Here is a 16678-nt window from a genome sequence, read left to right as displayed (position 1 = left end):
GCGGTTAACTAAATACCCCAAAATCAAACCAACACCGCCCCGCAGGACACTCCCGCGGGATATACATTGAAAGGGAACGACTTTCACATGAACGAGATCATCCTGGCTCAGGACGCAGCAACCACCTCCTTCGACGGCCTTCAGTCCCTCGGCTACGGCCTGGCCACCATCGGCCCGGGCCTGGGCATCGGCATCCTCGTTGGCAAGACCGTTGAGGGCATGGCACGCCAGCCTGAGATGGCCGGCCAGCTGCGTACCACCATGTTCCTGGGTATTGCCTTCGTTGAGGCACTTGCCCTCATCGGCCTCGTTGCAGGCTTCCTGTTCTAAAGAACGCTTTACACAAGTAAATCGAACTTTAAGAACGGAGACCCATGAACAACGTCATTTACTACCTTGCAGCAGAAGGAAGTGAGCACCTGCCGTGGGAGAGCGGCAACTCCATCCTCCTGCCCAAGATGTACGACTTAGTCTGGTCAATCATTCCGTTCGCCATCATCTTGCTGATTTTCGCGAAGTTCGTTCTTCCGAAGTACAGCCAGATGCTGCAGGAGCGTGAAGACCGGATCGAGGGCGGCTTGAAGCGTGCCAAGGCTCAGCAGGCCGAGGCTAAGGCTGCTCTGGAAAAGTACAATGCTCAGCTGGCCGACGCCCGTGCAGAGGCAGCCGAGATCCGCGAGCAGGCGCGCGAGCGCGGTAAGCAGATTGAGGCAGAGGCTAAGACCAACGCGGAAGAAGAGTCCCGCCGCATCGTCGCCAATGGCGAGAAGCAGCTGGAGGCTTCCCGCTCGCAGGTTGTTACTGAGCTGCGTTCCGAAATGGGCCAGAACTCCATCAACCTGGCGGAGAAGATTCTGGGCGGCGAGCTTTCCGACGCCTCTAAGAAGTCCTCCACCATTGATGGCTTCTTGTCCGAGCTCGACTCTGTGGCACCGGCCGGAAAGTAGGCAACTATGAAGGCAGCTAGCCGCGAAGCACTCGCAACCTCGCAAACCCGCTTGGATGAGATCCTGGCAGGCGACAACAATGTCGCCACCGCCGCGCAGGCGGGCCTGGATATCTTCGAGGTTGTCGATGTCTTGGATGCAGACCGCGAATTGCGCGTCGCATTCACCGATATCGCCGCCCCGAGCGAGGCACGCAAGTCCCTGGCAGAGACCCTGTTTGGCTCCAAGATTTCCGATGGCGCATTGCGCATCATCCAGGAAGCTGCGGCCGCACAGTGGTCCACCCCGAAGGACTTTGTCAAGGGCTTGGTGTCCCTGGGCCGCCGCGCACTGCTGCGCGGCGCTGAGGCGCAGGGTCAGCTGGGCCAGGTAGAAGACGAGCTCTTCCGCCTGTCCCAGATCCTTGACCGTGAGGGCGAGCTCACCCAGCTGCTTTCCGACCGAACTGCTGATTCCGCCCGCAAGCGCGGATTGCTGGCAAACGTGCTCTACGGCAAGGTCACGATGTTTACTGAGGCACTCGTGCTTCAGGCCATCTCCCGCCCAGAGCAGAACCCGATCGATGACGTAGCCGCACTGGCCGATACTGCAGCTGACCTGCAGGACCGCACCATTGCGCGCGTTACCGCAGCGGGTGAACTAAACGAAGGCCAGCAAGCAGTACTCGCTGAGAAGCTGGGCAAAATTTATGGTCGTGCGATGTCCATTCACTCTGAGGTTGACACCAGCCTCCTCGGTGGCATGCGCATCCGCGTCGGCGATGAAGTCATTGATGGCTCCACGGCAGGCAAGATTGCCCGCCTGCGTGCCCAGATGGCGTAGCCGAAACGACAGAAACGATTTAAGTAAGTGCTGGAAGATACTACCGAGAGCAGGAAGAACATGGCGGAGCTGACGATCTCCTCCGACGAGATCCGTAGTGCGATTGCGAACTACACCTCGAGCTACTCCGCGGAGGCCTCCCGTGAGGAGGTCGGCGTGGTCATTTCGGCAGCTGACGGTATTGCGCAGGTTTCTGGCCTGCCATCCGTTATGGCGAATGAGCTGCTCGAGTTCCCAGGCGGCGTTATTGGCGTCGCACAGAACCTCGACACCAACTCCATCGGTGTCGTGGTCCTGGGTAACTTCGAGTCCCTCAAGGAGGGCGACGAGGTTAAGAGGACCGGCGAGGTTCTCTCCATCCCAGTGGGCGAGGAATTCCTCGGCCGCGTAATTAACCCATTGGGTCAGCCGATTGACGGCATGGGCCCAATCAACGCTGAAGAGGAGCGCGTCCTCGAGCTGCAGGCACCGTCCGTGCTGCAGCGCCAGCCGGTTGAAGAGCCAATGCAGACCGGCATCAAGGCTATCGACGCAATGACCCCGATCGGCCGCGGCCAGCGTCAGCTGGTCATCGGTGACCGTAAGACCGGTAAGACCGCGGTCTGCATCGATACCATTTTGAACCAGAAGGCTAACTGGGAGTCCGGCGACAAGGATAAGCAGGTACGCTGCATCTACGTCGCTATCGGCCAGAAGGGCTCGACCATCGCCGGCGTGCGCCGCACCCTTGAGGAGCACGGCGCACTGGATTACACCACCATCGTGGCTGCACCGGCTTCCGATTCCGCCGGCTTCAAGTGGCTGGCACCGTTCTCCGGTGCAGCGCTGGGTCAGCACTGGATGTACCAGGGCAACCACGTCCTGGTTATCTACGATGACCTGACCAAGCAGGCTGAGGCCTACCGTGCCATTTCCTTGCTGCTGCGCCGTCCGCCGGGACGCGAGGCATACCCAGGCGATGTGTTCTACCTGCACTCCCGCCTGCTTGAGCGTGCTGCAAAGCTTTCCGACGACATGGGTGCTGGCTCCATGACCGCCCTGCCGATCATCGAGACCAAGGCAAACGACGTCGGCGCCTTCATTCCGACCAACGTCATTTCCATTACTGACGGCCAGGTCTTCTTGGAGTCCGACCTGTTCAACCAGGGCGTTCGCCCGGCTATTAACGTCGGTGTTTCCGTCTCCCGTGTCGGTGGCGCTGCACAGACCAAGGGCATGAAGAAGGTCGCCGGTAACCTGCGTCTGGACCTGGCTTCCTACCGTGACCTGCAGGCCTTCGCGGCATTCGCATCTGACCTGGATGCTGCTTCCAAGGCTCAGCTGGAGCGCGGTTCCCGTCTGGTCGAGCTGCTCAAGCAGTCGGAGTCCTCCCCGCAGCCGGTGGAGTACCAGATGGTGTCCATCTACCTCGCCGAGGCTGGCATCTTCGACGTCGTTCCCGTTGAAGACGTCCGCCGCTTCGAGGACGAGGTGCACGAGTACCTCAATGCCAATACCCCAGAGGTCTTTGAGCAGATTTCCGGCGGCAAGCCGTTGACCGATGAGTCCAAGGACGCATTGGTTGCGGCAGCTAAGGACTTCCAGCCGACCTTCCGCACCTCCGAGGGCCACAACTTGGGCTCCGAGGCGCCGGTAGAGCCTTTGGATGAAAGCGACGTAAAGAACACCGAGCTCAACGTCTCCCGTAAGACGGCTAAGTAGAGTTCAGAACTCACAACTAACCGTCTAGATTAAAGAAGGGAGGAGAAACGATGGCTAATCTTCGCGAACTACGTGACCGCATCCGGTCCGTTAATTCGACTAAGAAGATCACCAAGGCCCAGGAGCTCATTGCTACCTCGCGCATTACCAAGGCGCAGGCTAGGGTAGAGGCCTCTCAGCCGTACGCGGCTGAGATGACCAGCATGATGAACAAGCTGGCTGCCGCCTCTACATTGGAGCATGACATGCTGCGTGAGCGTGAAGACGGAAACGTCGCCGCCATTCTCGTGGTCACTTCTGACCGCGGTATGTGCGGTGGCTATAACAACAACGTCTTCAAGAAGGCTGCACAGCTGCAAGCTCTCCTGGAAAGCAAGGGCTACGAGGTAGTTCGCTACGTTACTGGTAATAAGGGCATCGGCCACTACAAGTTCCGCGAGGACGAGGTAGTTGGCAGCTGGGGCGGTTTCTCTCAGGATCCAACCTGGGAGACCACCCACGATGTGCGCCGTCACTTGATTGATGGCTTTATTGCTGGTTCCCATGGCACTACCAAGGGCCGCGACGGCCTGCATGCGCAGGGTGAGGGCGCCGGTGTACGTGGCTTTGACCAGGTACACGTTGTCTACACCGAGTTTGAGTCCATGCTGACCCAGACCGCGCGTGCTCAGCAGCTGTTGCCAGTTCAGCCGGTTATTCAGGATGAGGAGTACCACCTCGGTGACTCCGCTCTGTCTGACTCCGAGTCTGCGGACGACGTTGCCGCAGGATTCGAGTTCGAGCCAGACGCAGATACGCTCATGGAAGCCCTGCTTCCGCAGTACGTCTCGCGTATCCTGTTTGCTATGTTCTTGGAGGCTTCCGCTTCCGAGTCCGCTGCACGCCGTACAGCTATGAAGTCTGCTACTGACAACGCAACCGAGATGGTCGAGGACCTCTCTCGCGTGGCTAACCAGGCCCGTCAGGCACAGATTACCCAGGAAATTTCAGAGATCGTCGGTGGCGCTGGCGCGCTATCTGACAGCGCAGAAAGTGACTAGATTATGACTACAGCTCTGCAAGAGCAGAATGCACAGTCTTCGGCAGTCGCCGGTCGTGTCGTGCGCGTCATCGGTCCGGTTGTGGACGTGGAATTCCCACGTGAGGCACTGCCGGCCCTGTACAACGCACTGCACGTCGACATTAAGCTCGAAGCTGTTGCAAAGACCGTCACCCTCGAGGTCGCTCAGCACCTCGGTGACAACCTTGTCCGTACCGTCTCCATGGCACCGACCGACGGCCTCGTCCGCGGTGCCGAGGTCATCGACTCCGGAAAGCCAATTTCCGTGCCGGTCGGCGACGTCGTCAAGGGCCACGTCTTCAACGCCCTCGGTGACTGCCTCGACGAGCCGGGTCTCGGCCGCGATGGTGAGCAGTGGGGCATCCACCGCGAACCGCCAGCGTTCGACCAGCTCGAGGGTAAGACCGAGATTCTGGAGACCGGCATTAAGGTCATTGACCTGCTGACCCCGTACGTTAAGGGCGGCAAGATTGGCCTGTTCGGCGGCGCAGGTGTGGGTAAGACCGTTCTCATTCAGGAGATGATTACCCGTATCGCCCGTGAGTTCTCCGGTACCTCCGTCTTCGCTGGCGTCGGCGAGCGCACCCGTGAGGGCACCGACCTCTTCCTGGAGATGGAAGAGATGGGCGTGCTGCAAGATACCGCACTTGTCTTCGGCCAGATGGATGAGCCGCCAGGAGTCCGTATGCGCGTGGCTCTGTCCGGCCTGACCATGGCGGAGTACTTCCGCGATGTGCAGAACCAGGACGTGCTGCTGTTCATCGACAACATCTTCCGCTTCACCCAGGCCGGCTCTGAGGTTTCGACCCTGCTGGGTCGTATGCCTTCCGCCGTGGGCTACCAGCCAACCCTGGCAGATGAGATGGGTGTTCTGCAGGAGCGCATTACCTCGACCAAGGGCCGTTCCATTACGTCCCTGCAGGCCGTTTACGTTCCTGCCGATGACTACACCGACCCGGCCCCGGCAACGACGTTCGCTCACTTGGACGCCACTACCGAGCTGGACCGTGCTATTGCTTCCAAGGGTATTTACCCAGCAGTGAACCCGCTGACCTCTACCTCTCGTATCCTCGAGCCGGGTATCGTTGGCGAGAAGCACTACGAGGTTGCACAGCGCGTCATCGGTATTCTGCAGAAGAACAAGGAGCTCCAGGACATCATCGCCATCCTTGGTATGGACGAGCTGTCTGAGGAAGATAAGGTCACCGTTCAGCGTGCCCGCCGTATCGAGCGCTTCTTGGGCCAGAACTTCTTCGTCGCACAGAAGTTCACCGGCCTGCCGGGCTCCTACGTGCCGCTGTCTGAGACCATCGATGCCTTCGAGCGCATCTGCGATGGCGAGTTTGACCACTACCCAGAGCAGGCCTTCAACGGCTTGGGTGGCTTGGACGACGTCGAGGCTGCATACAAGAAGTTGAACGAGAAGTAGGGAGAGGCACATGGCTGACATCACCGCCGAATTGGTTTCCGTCGAGCGCCTGCTGTGGTCTGGACAGGCCTCCATGGTCACGGCTGAGACCACCGAGGGTGAGATCGGCGTGCTTCCCGGTCACGAGCCAATGATCGGTCAGCTGATCGATAATGGCGTGGTGACCATCCACCCAGTGGACGGCGAGCGCCGCGTCGCCGCCGTGCAGGGTGGTTTCCTCTCCGTTACCCAGGACAAGATCACCGTCCTCGCTGATTGGGCCATCTGGTCCGATGAGGTGGATGAGGAGAAGGCTCAGAATGATTTCGCTTCTGAGCACGAGCTCACCAAGTCCCGTGGCGAGGCCGCACAGCGTGCAGTTCGCCGCGCCAAGGCTTAATACCTTGGATTGGTAGGAGAGGGCAGCAATAGCCGCCCTTCCTGCTCTCTTAAGGCGCATCGGTTTATAGCCGGTGCGCCTTCTTCGTTTTTCTTTGCCTTTTCTTATTGGCGTGTAGGCCCTTCAAGGCGCTACAATCCAAAGAATCAGTTTCCCCACAGAGCGAGGATGGCGTGAAAAGGCCCATGAATTCAACGGTGGTTGCAGTGCTTCTGTGGGCCCTTGGAGTGGCCCTGCTGCTAGTTATTTTTCTGGCTGCGCTTCGCTTTTTCACCGTGCGATCGCGCGGTACTTCAGTCCTCCTGCGCCGAGTTCCGGCTAAGAATTCCCTTTCCTGGCGCCATGGTTCGTTGCGTTATGAAGGAGAGTTTGTGGAGTATTTCAAGCTCCGTTCTGTCTCTCCGCGCTGCGATCTGCGCATCAACCGCCTCGACATCGAAGTAGTGAGCACCCGCCCGCTTGATGATGACGAGGCTTCTTTTATGTCCGCTGCCACCGAGGTCGTTCGCTTTCGGGCTAAGGGAAAAGAATATGAGCTGGCTTCCGACGCCCACGGCATCATGGCCTTCGGGGCGTGGGTCGAGGCCGCTCCATCCAAGCGCCAGCAGCGCTTTGACTTCCGGCAATTGCGCGAGCGCGCTACCCGTCAATCCAAGCGATAGGCCCACCCGCTAGGGTAGAGAGCATGCGTTTAGTAATCGCCCGATGCTCAGTAGATTACGTGGGCCGCTTGGATGCCCACCTGCCGATGGCAGACCGCCTGCTCATCGTCAAAGCGGACGGTTCCGTGTCCGTGCATGCCGACGACCGCGCTTATAAGCCGCTCAACTGGATGACACCCCCGTGCACCCTGAAGGAGTCCGCGATTGAGGACCTCGACGGTGAAGATACGGGCGAGGTCTTGTGGCTGGTGGAAAACCCTAAGGGCGAACAGTTGCGCATCACCATTGCTGAGATTCATGAAGAAATCTCCTATGACATGGGCGAGGATCCAGGCTTAGTCAAGGATGGCGTCGAGGCTCACCTACAAGAGCTCTTGGCAGATCAGATCGATACCTTGGGCGAGCGCTACACCCTGGTGCGCCGCGAATATCCCACCGCCATCGGCCCCGTAGACATTATGGCGAAGGATGAAAACAACAATAATGTGGCGATTGAGGTAAAGCGCCGGGGTGGCATCGATGGCGTAGAGCAGCTGACGCGGTATCTGGAGCTGCTTAACCGCGATGAGCTTCTCGCCCCTGTGTCCGGTGTATTCGCGGCCCAGGAAATCAAGCCGCAGGCACGTACCTTGGCTGAGGACCGCGGGATTCGGTGCGTCGTACTGGATTACCAAGAGCTGCGTGGGCTCGAGTCGAATGAATTGCGGCTGTTCTAATGCCACGGCGAAATAGGCGCAAACCCGTAGAGATCCGATCCCTGCCTAAGGACGGCTCAACTTTCCTCGGCTCGCAAACGGTCGAGGGGCCAAGCTGGACGCACGGCGAACCCTATGTCATGCGGCATATCGGTTCTGCTCGGGCCCAGAAATATTACGTGTGCCCGGGGTGTAACCAGAACATCCCACCCGGGGTGGCACACATCGTTGCCTGGCCGCGGGACGTGGGCCGCCAGGGCGACGATCGCCGGCACTGGCACCGCCACTGCTGGGAGCGTAGGTAGACTGGCGGGCATGATTGTTGCATTTTCTGTAGCCCCTGCGGTGGTCAATAATGACTCCCAAGAAATGGCCGATGCTGTGTCCGAGGCCGTGCGCGTGGTCCGCGAATCCGGCCTGCCCAACGAGACCAATGCCATGTTCACCTTGCTCGAAGGCGAATGGGACGAGGTCTTTGACACGATTAAGAAGGCCACCGATGCAGTGCGTGCGGTTTCCCCGCGCACTTCTTTGGTGGTTAAGGCCGATATTCGCGAAGGCGTAACTAACCAGCTAACGGATAAGGTAGATGCGGTTAATCGCCGCCTTGCAAAGGAGGACTAGATGACTTCACCAAATAATGCTTATGTAGGAGGAGCGCTCGACCTCAGCCAAGTCAAGGCGCGAGCCGAGGCCCGGCAAAAGGCACAGGAGTCGCCGCAGGCAAATGCGGGCGGCATCCAACCCTTCTTCGCGGTAACCGAGGCCAACTTCGACCAAGATGTGGTTCGCCGGTCTACGGAAGTTCCGGTCGTGGTCCTCATCGGTACTGCTCGCTCTACCCAGTCGGAGCAGTTGAAGACTGACCTTGCGGATTTGGCCGCGCAAGGAAACTTGAGCTTCTTGGTTGCTTACGTGGATGCGGATGCTACTCCGCAGGTTGCGCAGGCCTTTGGCGTTAAGAATCTGCCGACAGTCGTGGCCTTGGGTGCTGGACAGCCGCTGACCAATTTTGAGGGCGCGCAACCCAAAGACGCCCTAAAGCAATGGGTCGATACCTTGGTGCAGAATGTTGGTCCACAGCTGAAGGGCTTGCAAGGCAATGAGGCATCGGAACAGCCACAGGAGGAAGAAGAGGATCCGCGGCTCCAGGAAGCAGAAAGCTTCTTGAACGCCGGCGACTTTGATGGCGCTCTCAACGTCTACAACTCCATCTTGGAATCTGAGCCCGATAATGTGCAGATCAAGCAGGCGCGTGACACCACGGTCTTGCTCAAGCGCCTCGACCCCGCCAACCAAACCGAGGATCCGATTGCGGCCGCGGAGGGGGATAAGGGGGACGTCGATAAGCAAATGCGGGCTGCCGACGCCGAGGTGGTAGCCGGAGCCCCAGAAAAGGCCTTTGATCGCCTCATCGAGACGATGAAGACAACGGCCGGCGACGAGAAGTCCCGCGTACGCGAGCGCCTGCTGGAGCTCTTTGGGCTCTTTGAGGGCAATGACCCACGCGTCCTGGAGGCGCGCACCAAGCTGGCGAGCGCCCTGTACTAGCTTGGGTAGCATGGGAAAGCATGACTTCAGTGCTTTTTCTTTGCAATACCAACCGAGGCAAGTCGCAAATGGCAGCGGCGCTCGCCCTCAAGCATGCACCAGATTGGGATATTTACTCTGCTGGCGTGCAAACTACCGATGAGCACGTCAAGCAAGGAATCAACAAAGAGGCGAAAGCTTCCCTGGCGAAGGTGGGAGTAGAGATGTCGGGTACGCCCACTCTCGTGGATCCCCAGATTGCCGCAACTGTTGACCACGTGGTGGTGGTAGGCGATGCGGATTATGATGGTCCAGCGCAGAGATGGGACATTGAGGATCCATCGCTACGCGGATTGGAAGGGGAAGAGCGCATGGACGCGCTGCGCGATGACATCGATGCCCGTGTGGCGGAGTTCGTGCGCGCGCACCGGTAGCGAACTAGCCTTCCAACACATACCACTGCACGGAATTGGCCGGCAGATGCAGGGTCGTGGAGTTGTTCTCCACGCGGACTCGCTGGGGAAGTGGATTTCCGGCGCCTTCATAGACGGCGTCGTCGGTGTTGAGCACCATCTGCCACTCGCCGTCGTGTGGAACCCAGAGGCCATAGTTGGGGATAGAAGAACCAGAAAGGTTGCACACGGCGAGCAGGGCAGAGGCGTCTGCGCCGTAGCGGACGTAGCCCAGAACGTTATTGGTCGAGTCATCCGCCTTGACCCATTGGAAGCCGTCCTGGTTGAAATCCTGGCTCCACAGTGCTGGGGTATCGCGGTAGACGAGGTTAATATCCCGCACGAGGCGCTTGATGCCCTGGTGCCATTCGCTACCCCAACCGTCGAGGTTGCTCCAGTCCACGGAATGCCCCTCGGCCCACTCGGTAGTCTGGCCAAATTCCTGGCCCATGAAGAGCAGGTTCTTGCCGGGGTGGGAGAACATGTAGCCATAGAGGGCGCGGAGGCCGGCGGCCTTATTCCAGTCGTCGCCAGGCATGCGTTCCCACAGCGAGCCCTTGCCGTGGACTACTTCGTCGTGGCTAAACGGCAGTACGTAGCGCTCGGAGTAGGCATAGACCATGGAGAAGGTGAGCTCGCCATGGTGATAGGAACGGTGAATGGGCTCGTGCTTGAAGTACTCCAAGGTGTCATTCATCCAGCCCATATTCCATTTCAGGGAAAAGCCTAGGCCGTTTTCAGAGGTGGGGGCGGTAACGCCCGGCCAGGAAGTGGATTCCTCGGCGATGGTGAGCACGCCTGGATGCGTGCGGTTGAGGGTGGCGTTGGTTTCCTGCAGGAATTGCACGGCCTCAAGGTTCTCGCGGCCGCCGTATTGGTTGGGCAGCCACTCATCGCGGGAATAGTCCAGGTAGAGCATGGAAGCCACGGCGTCTACGCGCAGGCCGTCGATGTGGAATTCTTCGGCCCAGTAGAGGGCGTTGGCCACGAGGAAATTGCGGACCTCGTTGCGGCCGAAGTCAAAGACATAGGTGCCCCAATCGGCCTGCTCGCCGCGGCGGGGATCGGGGTGCTCGTAGAGAGCCTGGCCGTCAAAGCGACCAAGGGCCCAATCATCCTTGGGGAAGTGTGCCGGCACCCAGTCCACGATGACGCCGATGCCGTTTTCGTGCAGGGCATTGACCAGCTCTCGGAATTCATCCGGCGAGCCCCAACGCGCAGAAGGCGAGTAGTAGCCAGAGACTTGGTAGCCCCAGGATCCGCCGAAGGGATGCTCGGCCACGGGCAGGAGCTCGACGTGGGTGAAACCGTGCTCCTTGAGGTACGGGATGAGCTCCTCGCGCAAGCGGTTGTAGTTGGCACCAACCTTCCACGAGCCAACGTGCACCTCATAGACGCTCATGGGCACATCGAGCTTGCCGGTGCGCTTGTCCATCCAGGCGGAATCGGACCAGGCGAAGCTGGTGGAATCCACGATAGAGTCCGTCTCCGGCGGGCAGGCGGTGCGCTTAGCTAGGGGATCGGCCTTGTCCTTGCGGCCCTCGTGGCTAAAGATGGCGAACTTATAGTGCTCGCCAGCACCGATACCGGGAACAAAAACCTCCCATACTCCGGTAGATCCTAAAGAACGCATCGGATACTGGGTGGGGTTCCAGCCACAGAAATCGCCCACAACGGCAACGCCCTGGGCATTAGGAGCCCACACGGCAAAGGAGACGCCGGACACGGTACCCATCTCGGTGTCATAGGAACGCAGGTTGGCGCCGAGGACATCCCAGAGGCGCTCGTGGCGGCCTTCCCCAATCAGGTGCAGATCTAGCGAGCCGACGGTGGGAAGGAAGTGGTATCCATCGGCCACGGTGCGGGTAGGGGCCTCGGGGTAGGTGATCTCTAGGCGGTAATCGCAGTTATCGCCAATTTCCGCCTCCCAGATGTCATCGCCGACCAAATCCATGGACACGGACTGCGTGGGAGTGTGCAGCTGCACCTCGGTAGCGCCTGGTTGGCGGGTGCGGACGGTACCTTCGTGCCAACCGTAGAAACCGTGCGGGTCATGGTGGCGGCAGTCATTGAGGCGAGCGAGGTCGGCGGCCGGGATAGTCATACAATCAGAGTACCTAGTTCGAGTGCGGTCCGGTGGGCGAATATTTACGGGCGATAGTCGCTAACTACCCGCCAGGTGAGCTGTTCCTGGAGGGCGTGGTCGGCAGGGGGAAGGACGAAGACATGGGCGACGTCGCGAAGCGGCTCTAGGCGCACAAAGTTGCGCTCGGACCAATGGTAGGCAGAGCCGGTAATCGTGTCCTGGACGGTATAGGACTCGCCGGAGTGGCGGCCGATAGCCTGCATATCTACCGTGACGGTGGCTTCCTGTGCATTGCGCGGATCCAGGTTGACAACAACGAGGACTACGTTGCCGGTGGTCGGATCCGCCTTCGAATAGGCAATGATGGCTTCATTATCGGTCTCATGGAACCGCAGGGTGCGCAGTTGCTGCAAAGCGGGATTATCGCGGCGGATCTGGTTAAGCAGCCGGATATAGGACTCAAGGGAATCTCCGGAGGCAGCCGCCGCCGCAAAATCGCGCGGGCGTAGTTCGTACTTCTCAGAGTCGAGGTATTCCTCAGAACCTGGGGCTACCGGGGTGTGCTCGTAGAGTTCGAAGCCGGAGTACACGCCCCACAGCGGTGACATGGTCGCGGCTAGGACAGCGCGAATGGCGAACATGGCACGACCACCGGTCTGCAGGGATTCGTGCAGGATATCCGGGGTATTAACAAAGAGGTTGGGGCGGCAGATATCTGCTTGGTCGACGTGCATCTGGCCAAATTGGGTGAGCTCTTGTTTAGAGGTCTGCCAGGTGAAGTAGGTATAGGACTGGGAAAAACCTGCCTTCGCTAGACCGAAGAGGCGAGGGGCGCGGGTAAAGGCCTCGGCCAAGAAGATGACATCCGGATGGGTGGCATGCACGCGGGTAATTAGCCAGTCCCAAAAGTTTGCCGGCTTGGTGTGCGGGTTATCCACGCGGAACGTACTCACTCCGGCTTCGACCCAAATCATCAAGGTTTCATAGATTTCGTGGTAGATGGCATCAGGAGCGTTATCGAAATTAAGCGGATAAATATCCTGATACTTCTTTGGCGGGTTCTCGGCATAGGCGATGGTGCCATCCGGAAGTACGGTGAAAAATTCAGGGTGGCTCTTCGCCCACGGATGGTCGGGCGACGCTTGAAGAGCAAAATCGAGTGCTACTTCCAGCCCGAGTTCCTGGGCGCGGGTGACTAGTTTCTGGAAATCCTCCATTGTGCCCAAGTCCGGATGGGTGGTGGAGTGATCTTGGATGGCCCAGGGGCTTCCCACATCCCCAGGCTCGGCAACGACCGAGTTATTCTTTCCCTTGCGGTGCACCTTGCCGATGGGATGGATAGGCGGAAAGTACACTGTATCGAAGCCCATATCGGCCACCCGCTCCAGTGCCTTGGCAGTGGTAGCAAAAGTGCCGTGGACCGGATTTCCCTCTTCATCCCAGCCTCCCGTGGAGCGGGGAAAAAGCTCGTACCACGAGCTATAGAGTGCGGCCGGGCGCTCCACATATACCTCGTGGATCGTGCCCTCCACCAGCAGGTCGCGCAGGGGATGCGAGTGCAGGATGCCTGCCACCTCCTCCGAGAGCGCTACCTGCACGCGCTTATCGACGTCCAAGGACTCATCCCCCAAGTCCCGAGCGGCCGCAAAGAGCGGTTCCACCACATCCGACGGGGTTTGCAGAGCCGCGCGAGAAAACAACTCTGCGCCATGCTGCAGGTCATTGGCCAGCTCAGCAGCGGATTGCCCAGCCGCCATCTTCTTGGTTACCGCGTTTTTCCACGTGGCGATGGGATCGGACCAGGCATCGACGCGGAAGTACCAGGTGCCTTGGGTGCCCGGGGTAAATACGCCGTGTACGCGATCCTGGTCATCGGGATCAACCTGCATGGTGACCGAGGAGGTAGCCGTGGTCCGTGCCGCCCACGCAGACAGGGTTGCCGAGACCGCGTCGTGGCCCTCGCGCCAGACGAGGGCGGTGACAGGAATTACCTCGCCTACAATTGCTTTGGAGGCTACAGAACCGGCGGAGATAAGCGGGCGGACATCGTCAATACCAAGGCGAGTAGTCATGCCCATAAGACTAATGCAGCTGTGTCAATTTCACCGGGCAAAGAACAAATCAGTCACAATGGAAGGCGTGAACGACGTAACTCCCACTGATCAAGATTGGCTCGTAGATTTTCGCGGCGTCGAGCTGCGCCGCGGCGGCAAGACCCTCGTCGGACCCGTGGACTGGCAAGTAGAGCTCGATGAGCGCTGGGTCATCATCGGCCCCAATGGCGCGGGCAAGACCTCGCTGGTGCGCATGGCCGCGGCCGAAGAGTTCCCCTCGAAAGGCACCGCCTTTTTGATGGGGGAGCAAATCGGCAAAACCGACATGCGCGATCTGCGCGCGCTTATCGGCATCTCCTCCGCGGCGGTGCAATCGCGCATCCCGGACACTGAGCGAGTGGACGATCTAGTTGTCTCCGCCGGCTACGCTGTGTTGGGCCGCTGGCGCGAAGAATACCAGGACATGGATTTCTCCCGCGCGGATGACATCTTGGCCCAAGTTGGCGCCACCCACCTCAAAGAGCGCACGTGGGGAACCCTGTCTGAGGGAGAAAAGAAGCGCGTCGTCCTCGCTCGCGCTCTCATGTCTAACCCGGAGTTGCTCATCCTCGATGAGCCGTCCGCCGGAATGGACCTGGGAGGCCGCGAAGACCTGGTGGGATACCTTGGCAATCTAGCTATGGATCCCGATGCCCCAGCGATAGTCATGATCACCCACCACGTGGAGGAGATTCCCTATGGCTTCACCCACGCCATGCTGTTGGATGAGGGTAAAGTTGTGGCAAAAGGACTGATTAATTCCGTCCTCACCTCCGAAAACCTGACTCGCGCCTTCCACCAGCCAATTCAGGTGGACCGCATTGGACAGCGATACTTCGCCCGCCGAGCTTCTCTATGACCAATCCTTTTCATGATCGTCTCGATGCCATTGACGCCAGCGATACCACCGGCTTCCACGGTGGGCGCCTGGCGGCAACCGTCCTGCTCCTTCGGGACGGCGCTGACGGTCTTGAAGTGTGGGTACAAGAGCGCGTCCACACGATGCACAACTACCCGGGGCATTCAGTATTTCCAGGCGGCGGTGTAGACCCCCGTGACTTTCCGCCGCGTGCCTGGGACTCGGGCGAGCTATGGGCCGGAAAGTCTGTCATCTCCATGGCCCGCCGGATGGGCGTGACCAAGTACAAAGCCCACGCTCTCGTTTTCGCCGCTGCCCGCGAGCTCTTCGAAGAGGCCGGCACCCTTTTCGCCATCCGCGAGGACGGCATTGTCTCCAATGCGCGGCGCTACCACAAAGAGCGAAAACTACTAGAAAACCACACCATTTCCTTTACCGAATTCCTCAGCAATAACGGCATGCGTGTCGACGCCGATATGCTCCTTCCCTGGGCGCGCTGGGTAGGAAAGGGAAAGAGCCATTGGTTCGACACCTTCTTCTTCGTTGGGGTGTTGCCCTCCGGCCAAGAACCCGATGGGGATACCGATGAAGCAGACGATGCCGGATGGTTCTCCCCGCAGCTCATCCTGGACGGCTGGCGCGCCGGGCTGGTGCGCCTTGCCATCCCCACGTGGGCACAGATGCAGAGGCTGAGCAAGTATTCCTCCGTACAAGAGGTCCTAGAGGATGCGTCCTTTTCGGACCTGCGCCCCGTCATTGGGGATCCCCGCGAAGATCCCCGTTACCGCGAATTCTTCTCCACCACCCCTTTAGACCGAATATGAGTTATACCCCCGCAGAAGTTGACTTCCTTGCCGAGCACCAAGAGGACATACCACACCTCGACCTCACCTTAACCAAGGCTTCTCGGCTCAAAGACACCGAAATCCTAAAGTCTAAGTTCGGTGAGTATGGCCGCGCGGTCATGGAGCTGGTAACCGCCCGCAGTTCCGGCAAGCTTCCGCACGATTGGCTTATGGATGCGGACTCCGCCCAGCAAGCAACCCCCTTCGAAGTGGCGGCGTATCGGACGAAATTCCTCGCCGAGCAGGGAGTGCGCAGCGTTCACGACGTCACCTGTTCTATCGGCACCGAAGGCTATAACTCTCCGCTCGACTATTTTGGCTCAGACCTGGATGAATCACGGGTAAGAATGGCGAGGCATAACCTCTCTTCCGCCAGGATTTTCCGCGCGGATGCGCTGACGACTACTACCACTGCCGATGTTCTCCTTGCAGACCCGGCCCGCCGCGCCGGCGGCAGGCGGATCACGCGGCCGGAGGATTTGGTGCCACCGCTCCCGGAGGTCGTCGACAAGCACCGCGGCAAGGAATTGGCCATCAAGTGCGCGCCTGGCCTTGATTTCAGCGAGTGGGATGGTCTCGTTACCGTCGCAAGCGTCGATGGCGGGGTAAAAGAAGCCTGCCTTTATACCCCAGGCCTTGGCAGCGGCCGAAGGGCAGTGGTGATTCGTGGAGGCAAGCTAGATGTCCTCGACGACCGCGCAGACAACCTACCCGATGCCGGAGACATTGGCAGTTACCTCATCGACCCGGATGGGGCCATCGTGCGAGCGGGATTGGTCCAGCATTACGCGGCCAGGGAAGGGCTGCATCAAATCGATCCGCGCATCGCATACCTGACAGGAGAGAGGATTCCGGAGGGGACTTCGGGATTTCCATTCATAGAAAAAGTACCCCTAAAGAGATTAAAATCCGTACTTAAATCCTATGATGCGGGAAGCCTAGAAATCCTTGTACGCGGGGTAGAAGTGGACCCTGACCAGCTGCGGAAGAAGATGAAGCTGAAGGGAAAGAAACCTTTTGCGGTCATCATTACGCGAATTGGCTCACAGGGAATCGCCTTGCTGTGTCAACCCCGAGTATTATCGTCCGAGGATAATTACGCAACATAAATATATCGG

At 59.3% G+C, this 16678-nt stretch carries 18 protein-coding genes; 16 read left to right on the top strand and 2 right to left on the bottom strand.

Features of this window, described 5'->3' with window-relative positions:
• Positions 1-87: 87 nt before the first annotated feature.
• The 13 genes from MHX61_RS00710 (at position 88) to MHX61_RS00650 (ending at position 9659) form a co-directional block, all read left to right on the top strand.
• Positions 88-330 (top strand): ATP synthase F0 subunit C, encoded by a 243-nt coding sequence (locus MHX61_RS00710; protein ID WP_049361381.1) that lies wholly within the window; start codon positions 88-90, stop codon positions 328-330.
• Between the two features lie 44 nt (positions 331-374).
• Entirely contained in the window at positions 375-947 is a 573-nt protein-coding gene (locus MHX61_RS00705; protein WP_239191484.1) for a F0F1 ATP synthase subunit B, read from the top strand.
• Between the two features lie 6 nt (positions 948-953).
• Positions 954-1769: a F0F1 ATP synthase subunit delta gene (locus MHX61_RS00700; protein WP_239191482.1), complete on the top strand. Its 816-nt coding sequence runs from the start codon at positions 954-956 to the stop codon at positions 1767-1769.
• A 60-nt stretch (positions 1770-1829) separates the two neighbouring features.
• Complete coding sequence (atpA, locus tag MHX61_RS00695) at positions 1830-3470, top strand: F0F1 ATP synthase subunit alpha (RefSeq protein ID WP_023021750.1); 1641 nt, start codon at positions 1830-1832, stop codon at positions 3468-3470.
• A gap of 50 nt (positions 3471-3520) precedes the next feature.
• Positions 3521-4510: a F0F1 ATP synthase subunit gamma gene (locus MHX61_RS00690; RefSeq protein ID WP_239191478.1), complete on the top strand. Its 990-nt coding sequence runs from the start codon at positions 3521-3523 to the stop codon at positions 4508-4510.
• A gap of 3 nt (positions 4511-4513) precedes the next feature.
• Positions 4514-5959, top strand: a complete 1446-nt coding sequence (gene atpD, locus MHX61_RS00685) for a F0F1 ATP synthase subunit beta (RefSeq protein ID WP_049361377.1) — start codon at positions 4514-4516, stop codon at positions 5957-5959.
• Positions 5960-5969: 10 nt separating this feature from the next.
• Positions 5970-6338, top strand: a complete 369-nt coding sequence (locus MHX61_RS00680) for a F0F1 ATP synthase subunit epsilon (protein WP_049361376.1) — start codon at positions 5970-5972, stop codon at positions 6336-6338.
• A gap of 185 nt (positions 6339-6523) precedes the next feature.
• Positions 6524-7000 (top strand): DUF2550 domain-containing protein, encoded by a 477-nt coding sequence (locus MHX61_RS00675; protein ID WP_239191476.1) that lies wholly within the window; start codon positions 6524-6526, stop codon positions 6998-7000.
• Positions 7001-7023: 23 nt separating this feature from the next.
• Positions 7024-7716, top strand: coding sequence for an endonuclease NucS (gene nucS / locus MHX61_RS00670; protein WP_179386385.1), 693 nt, complete (start codon positions 7024-7026; stop codon positions 7714-7716).
• Complete coding sequence (locus MHX61_RS00665) at positions 7716-8000, top strand: hypothetical protein (protein ID WP_234447200.1); 285 nt, start codon at positions 7716-7718, stop codon at positions 7998-8000. The genes nucS and MHX61_RS00665 overlap by 1 nt, the downstream gene beginning before the upstream one ends.
• Positions 8001-8010: 10 nt before the next feature.
• Positions 8011-8319, top strand: a complete 309-nt coding sequence (locus MHX61_RS00660) for a thiamine-binding protein (protein ID WP_005323373.1) — start codon at positions 8011-8013, stop codon at positions 8317-8319.
• Positions 8320-9246 carry a tetratricopeptide repeat protein gene (locus tag MHX61_RS00655; RefSeq protein ID WP_239191475.1) on the top strand — a complete coding sequence of 309 codons (927 nt, stop codon included), beginning with the start codon at positions 8320-8322 and terminating at the stop codon, positions 9244-9246.
• Between the two features lie 20 nt (positions 9247-9266).
• Entirely contained in the window at positions 9267-9659 is a 393-nt protein-coding gene (locus tag MHX61_RS00650; RefSeq protein ID WP_239191474.1) for a low molecular weight phosphatase family protein, read from the top strand.
• A gap of 4 nt (positions 9660-9663) precedes the next feature.
• Here the strand turns inward: MHX61_RS00650 and glgB are convergent, their stop codons facing one another.
• Positions 9664-11781: a 1,4-alpha-glucan branching protein GlgB gene (glgB, locus tag MHX61_RS00645; RefSeq protein ID WP_239191472.1), complete on the bottom strand. Its 2118-nt coding sequence runs from the start codon at positions 11779-11781 to the stop codon at positions 9664-9666.
• Between the two features lie 44 nt (positions 11782-11825).
• Complete coding sequence (locus tag MHX61_RS00640) at positions 11826-13835, bottom strand: maltotransferase domain-containing protein (protein WP_239191471.1); 2010 nt, start codon at positions 13833-13835, stop codon at positions 11826-11828.
• 58 nt (positions 13836-13893) lie between these two features.
• On the opposite strand from MHX61_RS00640, the gene MHX61_RS00635 reads away from it, so the two are divergent.
• The 3 genes from MHX61_RS00635 to MHX61_RS00625 are packed head-to-tail and all read left to right on the top strand — an operon-like array spanning position 13894 to position 16669.
• Positions 13894-14715 (top strand): ABC transporter ATP-binding protein, encoded by an 822-nt coding sequence (locus tag MHX61_RS00635; RefSeq protein ID WP_005327654.1) that lies wholly within the window; start codon positions 13894-13896, stop codon positions 14713-14715.
• On the top strand, positions 14712-15539 hold the full coding sequence (locus tag MHX61_RS00630; RefSeq protein ID WP_239191469.1) for an NUDIX hydrolase: 828 nt from the start codon (positions 14712-14714) through the stop codon (positions 15537-15539). The genes MHX61_RS00635 and MHX61_RS00630 overlap by 4 nt, the downstream gene beginning before the upstream one ends.
• Positions 15536-16669, top strand: a complete 1134-nt coding sequence (locus MHX61_RS00625; protein WP_239191468.1) for an SAM-dependent methyltransferase — start codon at positions 15536-15538, stop codon at positions 16667-16669. Before MHX61_RS00630 ends, MHX61_RS00625 begins: the two co-directional genes overlap by 4 nt.
• The last annotated feature ends 9 nt before the right edge of the window (positions 16670-16678 follow it).

Source organism: Corynebacterium sp. ACRPF (assembly GCF_022347395.1).
Lineage (GTDB): Bacteria > Actinomycetota > Actinomycetes > Mycobacteriales > Mycobacteriaceae > Corynebacterium > Corynebacterium tuberculostearicum_D.
Note: the sequence above shows the minus strand (reverse complement) of the source record. Positions and strands in the feature narration are given on the sequence as shown.

Excerpts from the sequence above, each read along its gene's own strand:
- MHX61_RS00710 (WP_049361381.1), top strand. The coding sequence starts at position 88 with ATGAACGAGATCATCCTGGCTCAGGACGCAGCAACCACCTCCTTCGAC.
- MHX61_RS00705 (WP_239191484.1), top strand. The coding sequence starts at position 375 with ATGAACAACGTCATTTACTACCTTGCAGCAGAAGGAAGTGAGCACCTG.
- MHX61_RS00700 (WP_239191482.1), top strand. The coding sequence starts at position 954 with ATGAAGGCAGCTAGCCGCGAAGCACTCGCAACCTCGCAAACCCGCTTG.
- atpA (WP_023021750.1), top strand. The coding sequence starts at position 1,830 with ATGGCGGAGCTGACGATCTCCTCCGACGAGATCCGTAGTGCGATTGCG.
- MHX61_RS00690 (WP_239191478.1), top strand. The coding sequence starts at position 3,521 with ATGGCTAATCTTCGCGAACTACGTGACCGCATCCGGTCCGTTAATTCG.
- atpD (WP_049361377.1), top strand. The coding sequence starts at position 4,514 with ATGACTACAGCTCTGCAAGAGCAGAATGCACAGTCTTCGGCAGTCGCC.
- MHX61_RS00680 (WP_049361376.1), top strand. The coding sequence starts at position 5,970 with ATGGCTGACATCACCGCCGAATTGGTTTCCGTCGAGCGCCTGCTGTGG.
- MHX61_RS00675 (WP_239191476.1), top strand. The coding sequence starts at position 6,524 with ATGAATTCAACGGTGGTTGCAGTGCTTCTGTGGGCCCTTGGAGTGGCC.
- nucS (WP_179386385.1), top strand. The coding sequence starts at position 7,024 with ATGCGTTTAGTAATCGCCCGATGCTCAGTAGATTACGTGGGCCGCTTG.
- MHX61_RS00665 (WP_234447200.1), top strand. The coding sequence starts at position 7,716 with ATGCCACGGCGAAATAGGCGCAAACCCGTAGAGATCCGATCCCTGCCT.
- MHX61_RS00660 (WP_005323373.1), top strand. The coding sequence starts at position 8,011 with ATGATTGTTGCATTTTCTGTAGCCCCTGCGGTGGTCAATAATGACTCC.
- MHX61_RS00655 (WP_239191475.1), top strand. The coding sequence starts at position 8,320 with ATGACTTCACCAAATAATGCTTATGTAGGAGGAGCGCTCGACCTCAGC.
- MHX61_RS00650 (WP_239191474.1), top strand. The coding sequence starts at position 9,267 with ATGACTTCAGTGCTTTTTCTTTGCAATACCAACCGAGGCAAGTCGCAA.
- glgB (WP_239191472.1), bottom strand. The coding sequence starts at position 11,781 with ATGACTATCCCGGCCGCCGACCTCGCTCGCCTCAATGACTGCCGCCAC.
- MHX61_RS00640 (WP_239191471.1), bottom strand. The coding sequence starts at position 13,835 with ATGACTACTCGCCTTGGTATTGACGATGTCCGCCCGCTTATCTCCGCC.
- MHX61_RS00635 (WP_005327654.1), top strand. The coding sequence starts at position 13,894 with ATGGAAGGCGTGAACGACGTAACTCCCACTGATCAAGATTGGCTCGTA.
- MHX61_RS00630 (WP_239191469.1), top strand. The coding sequence starts at position 14,712 with ATGACCAATCCTTTTCATGATCGTCTCGATGCCATTGACGCCAGCGAT.
- MHX61_RS00625 (WP_239191468.1), top strand. The coding sequence starts at position 15,536 with ATGAGTTATACCCCCGCAGAAGTTGACTTCCTTGCCGAGCACCAAGAG.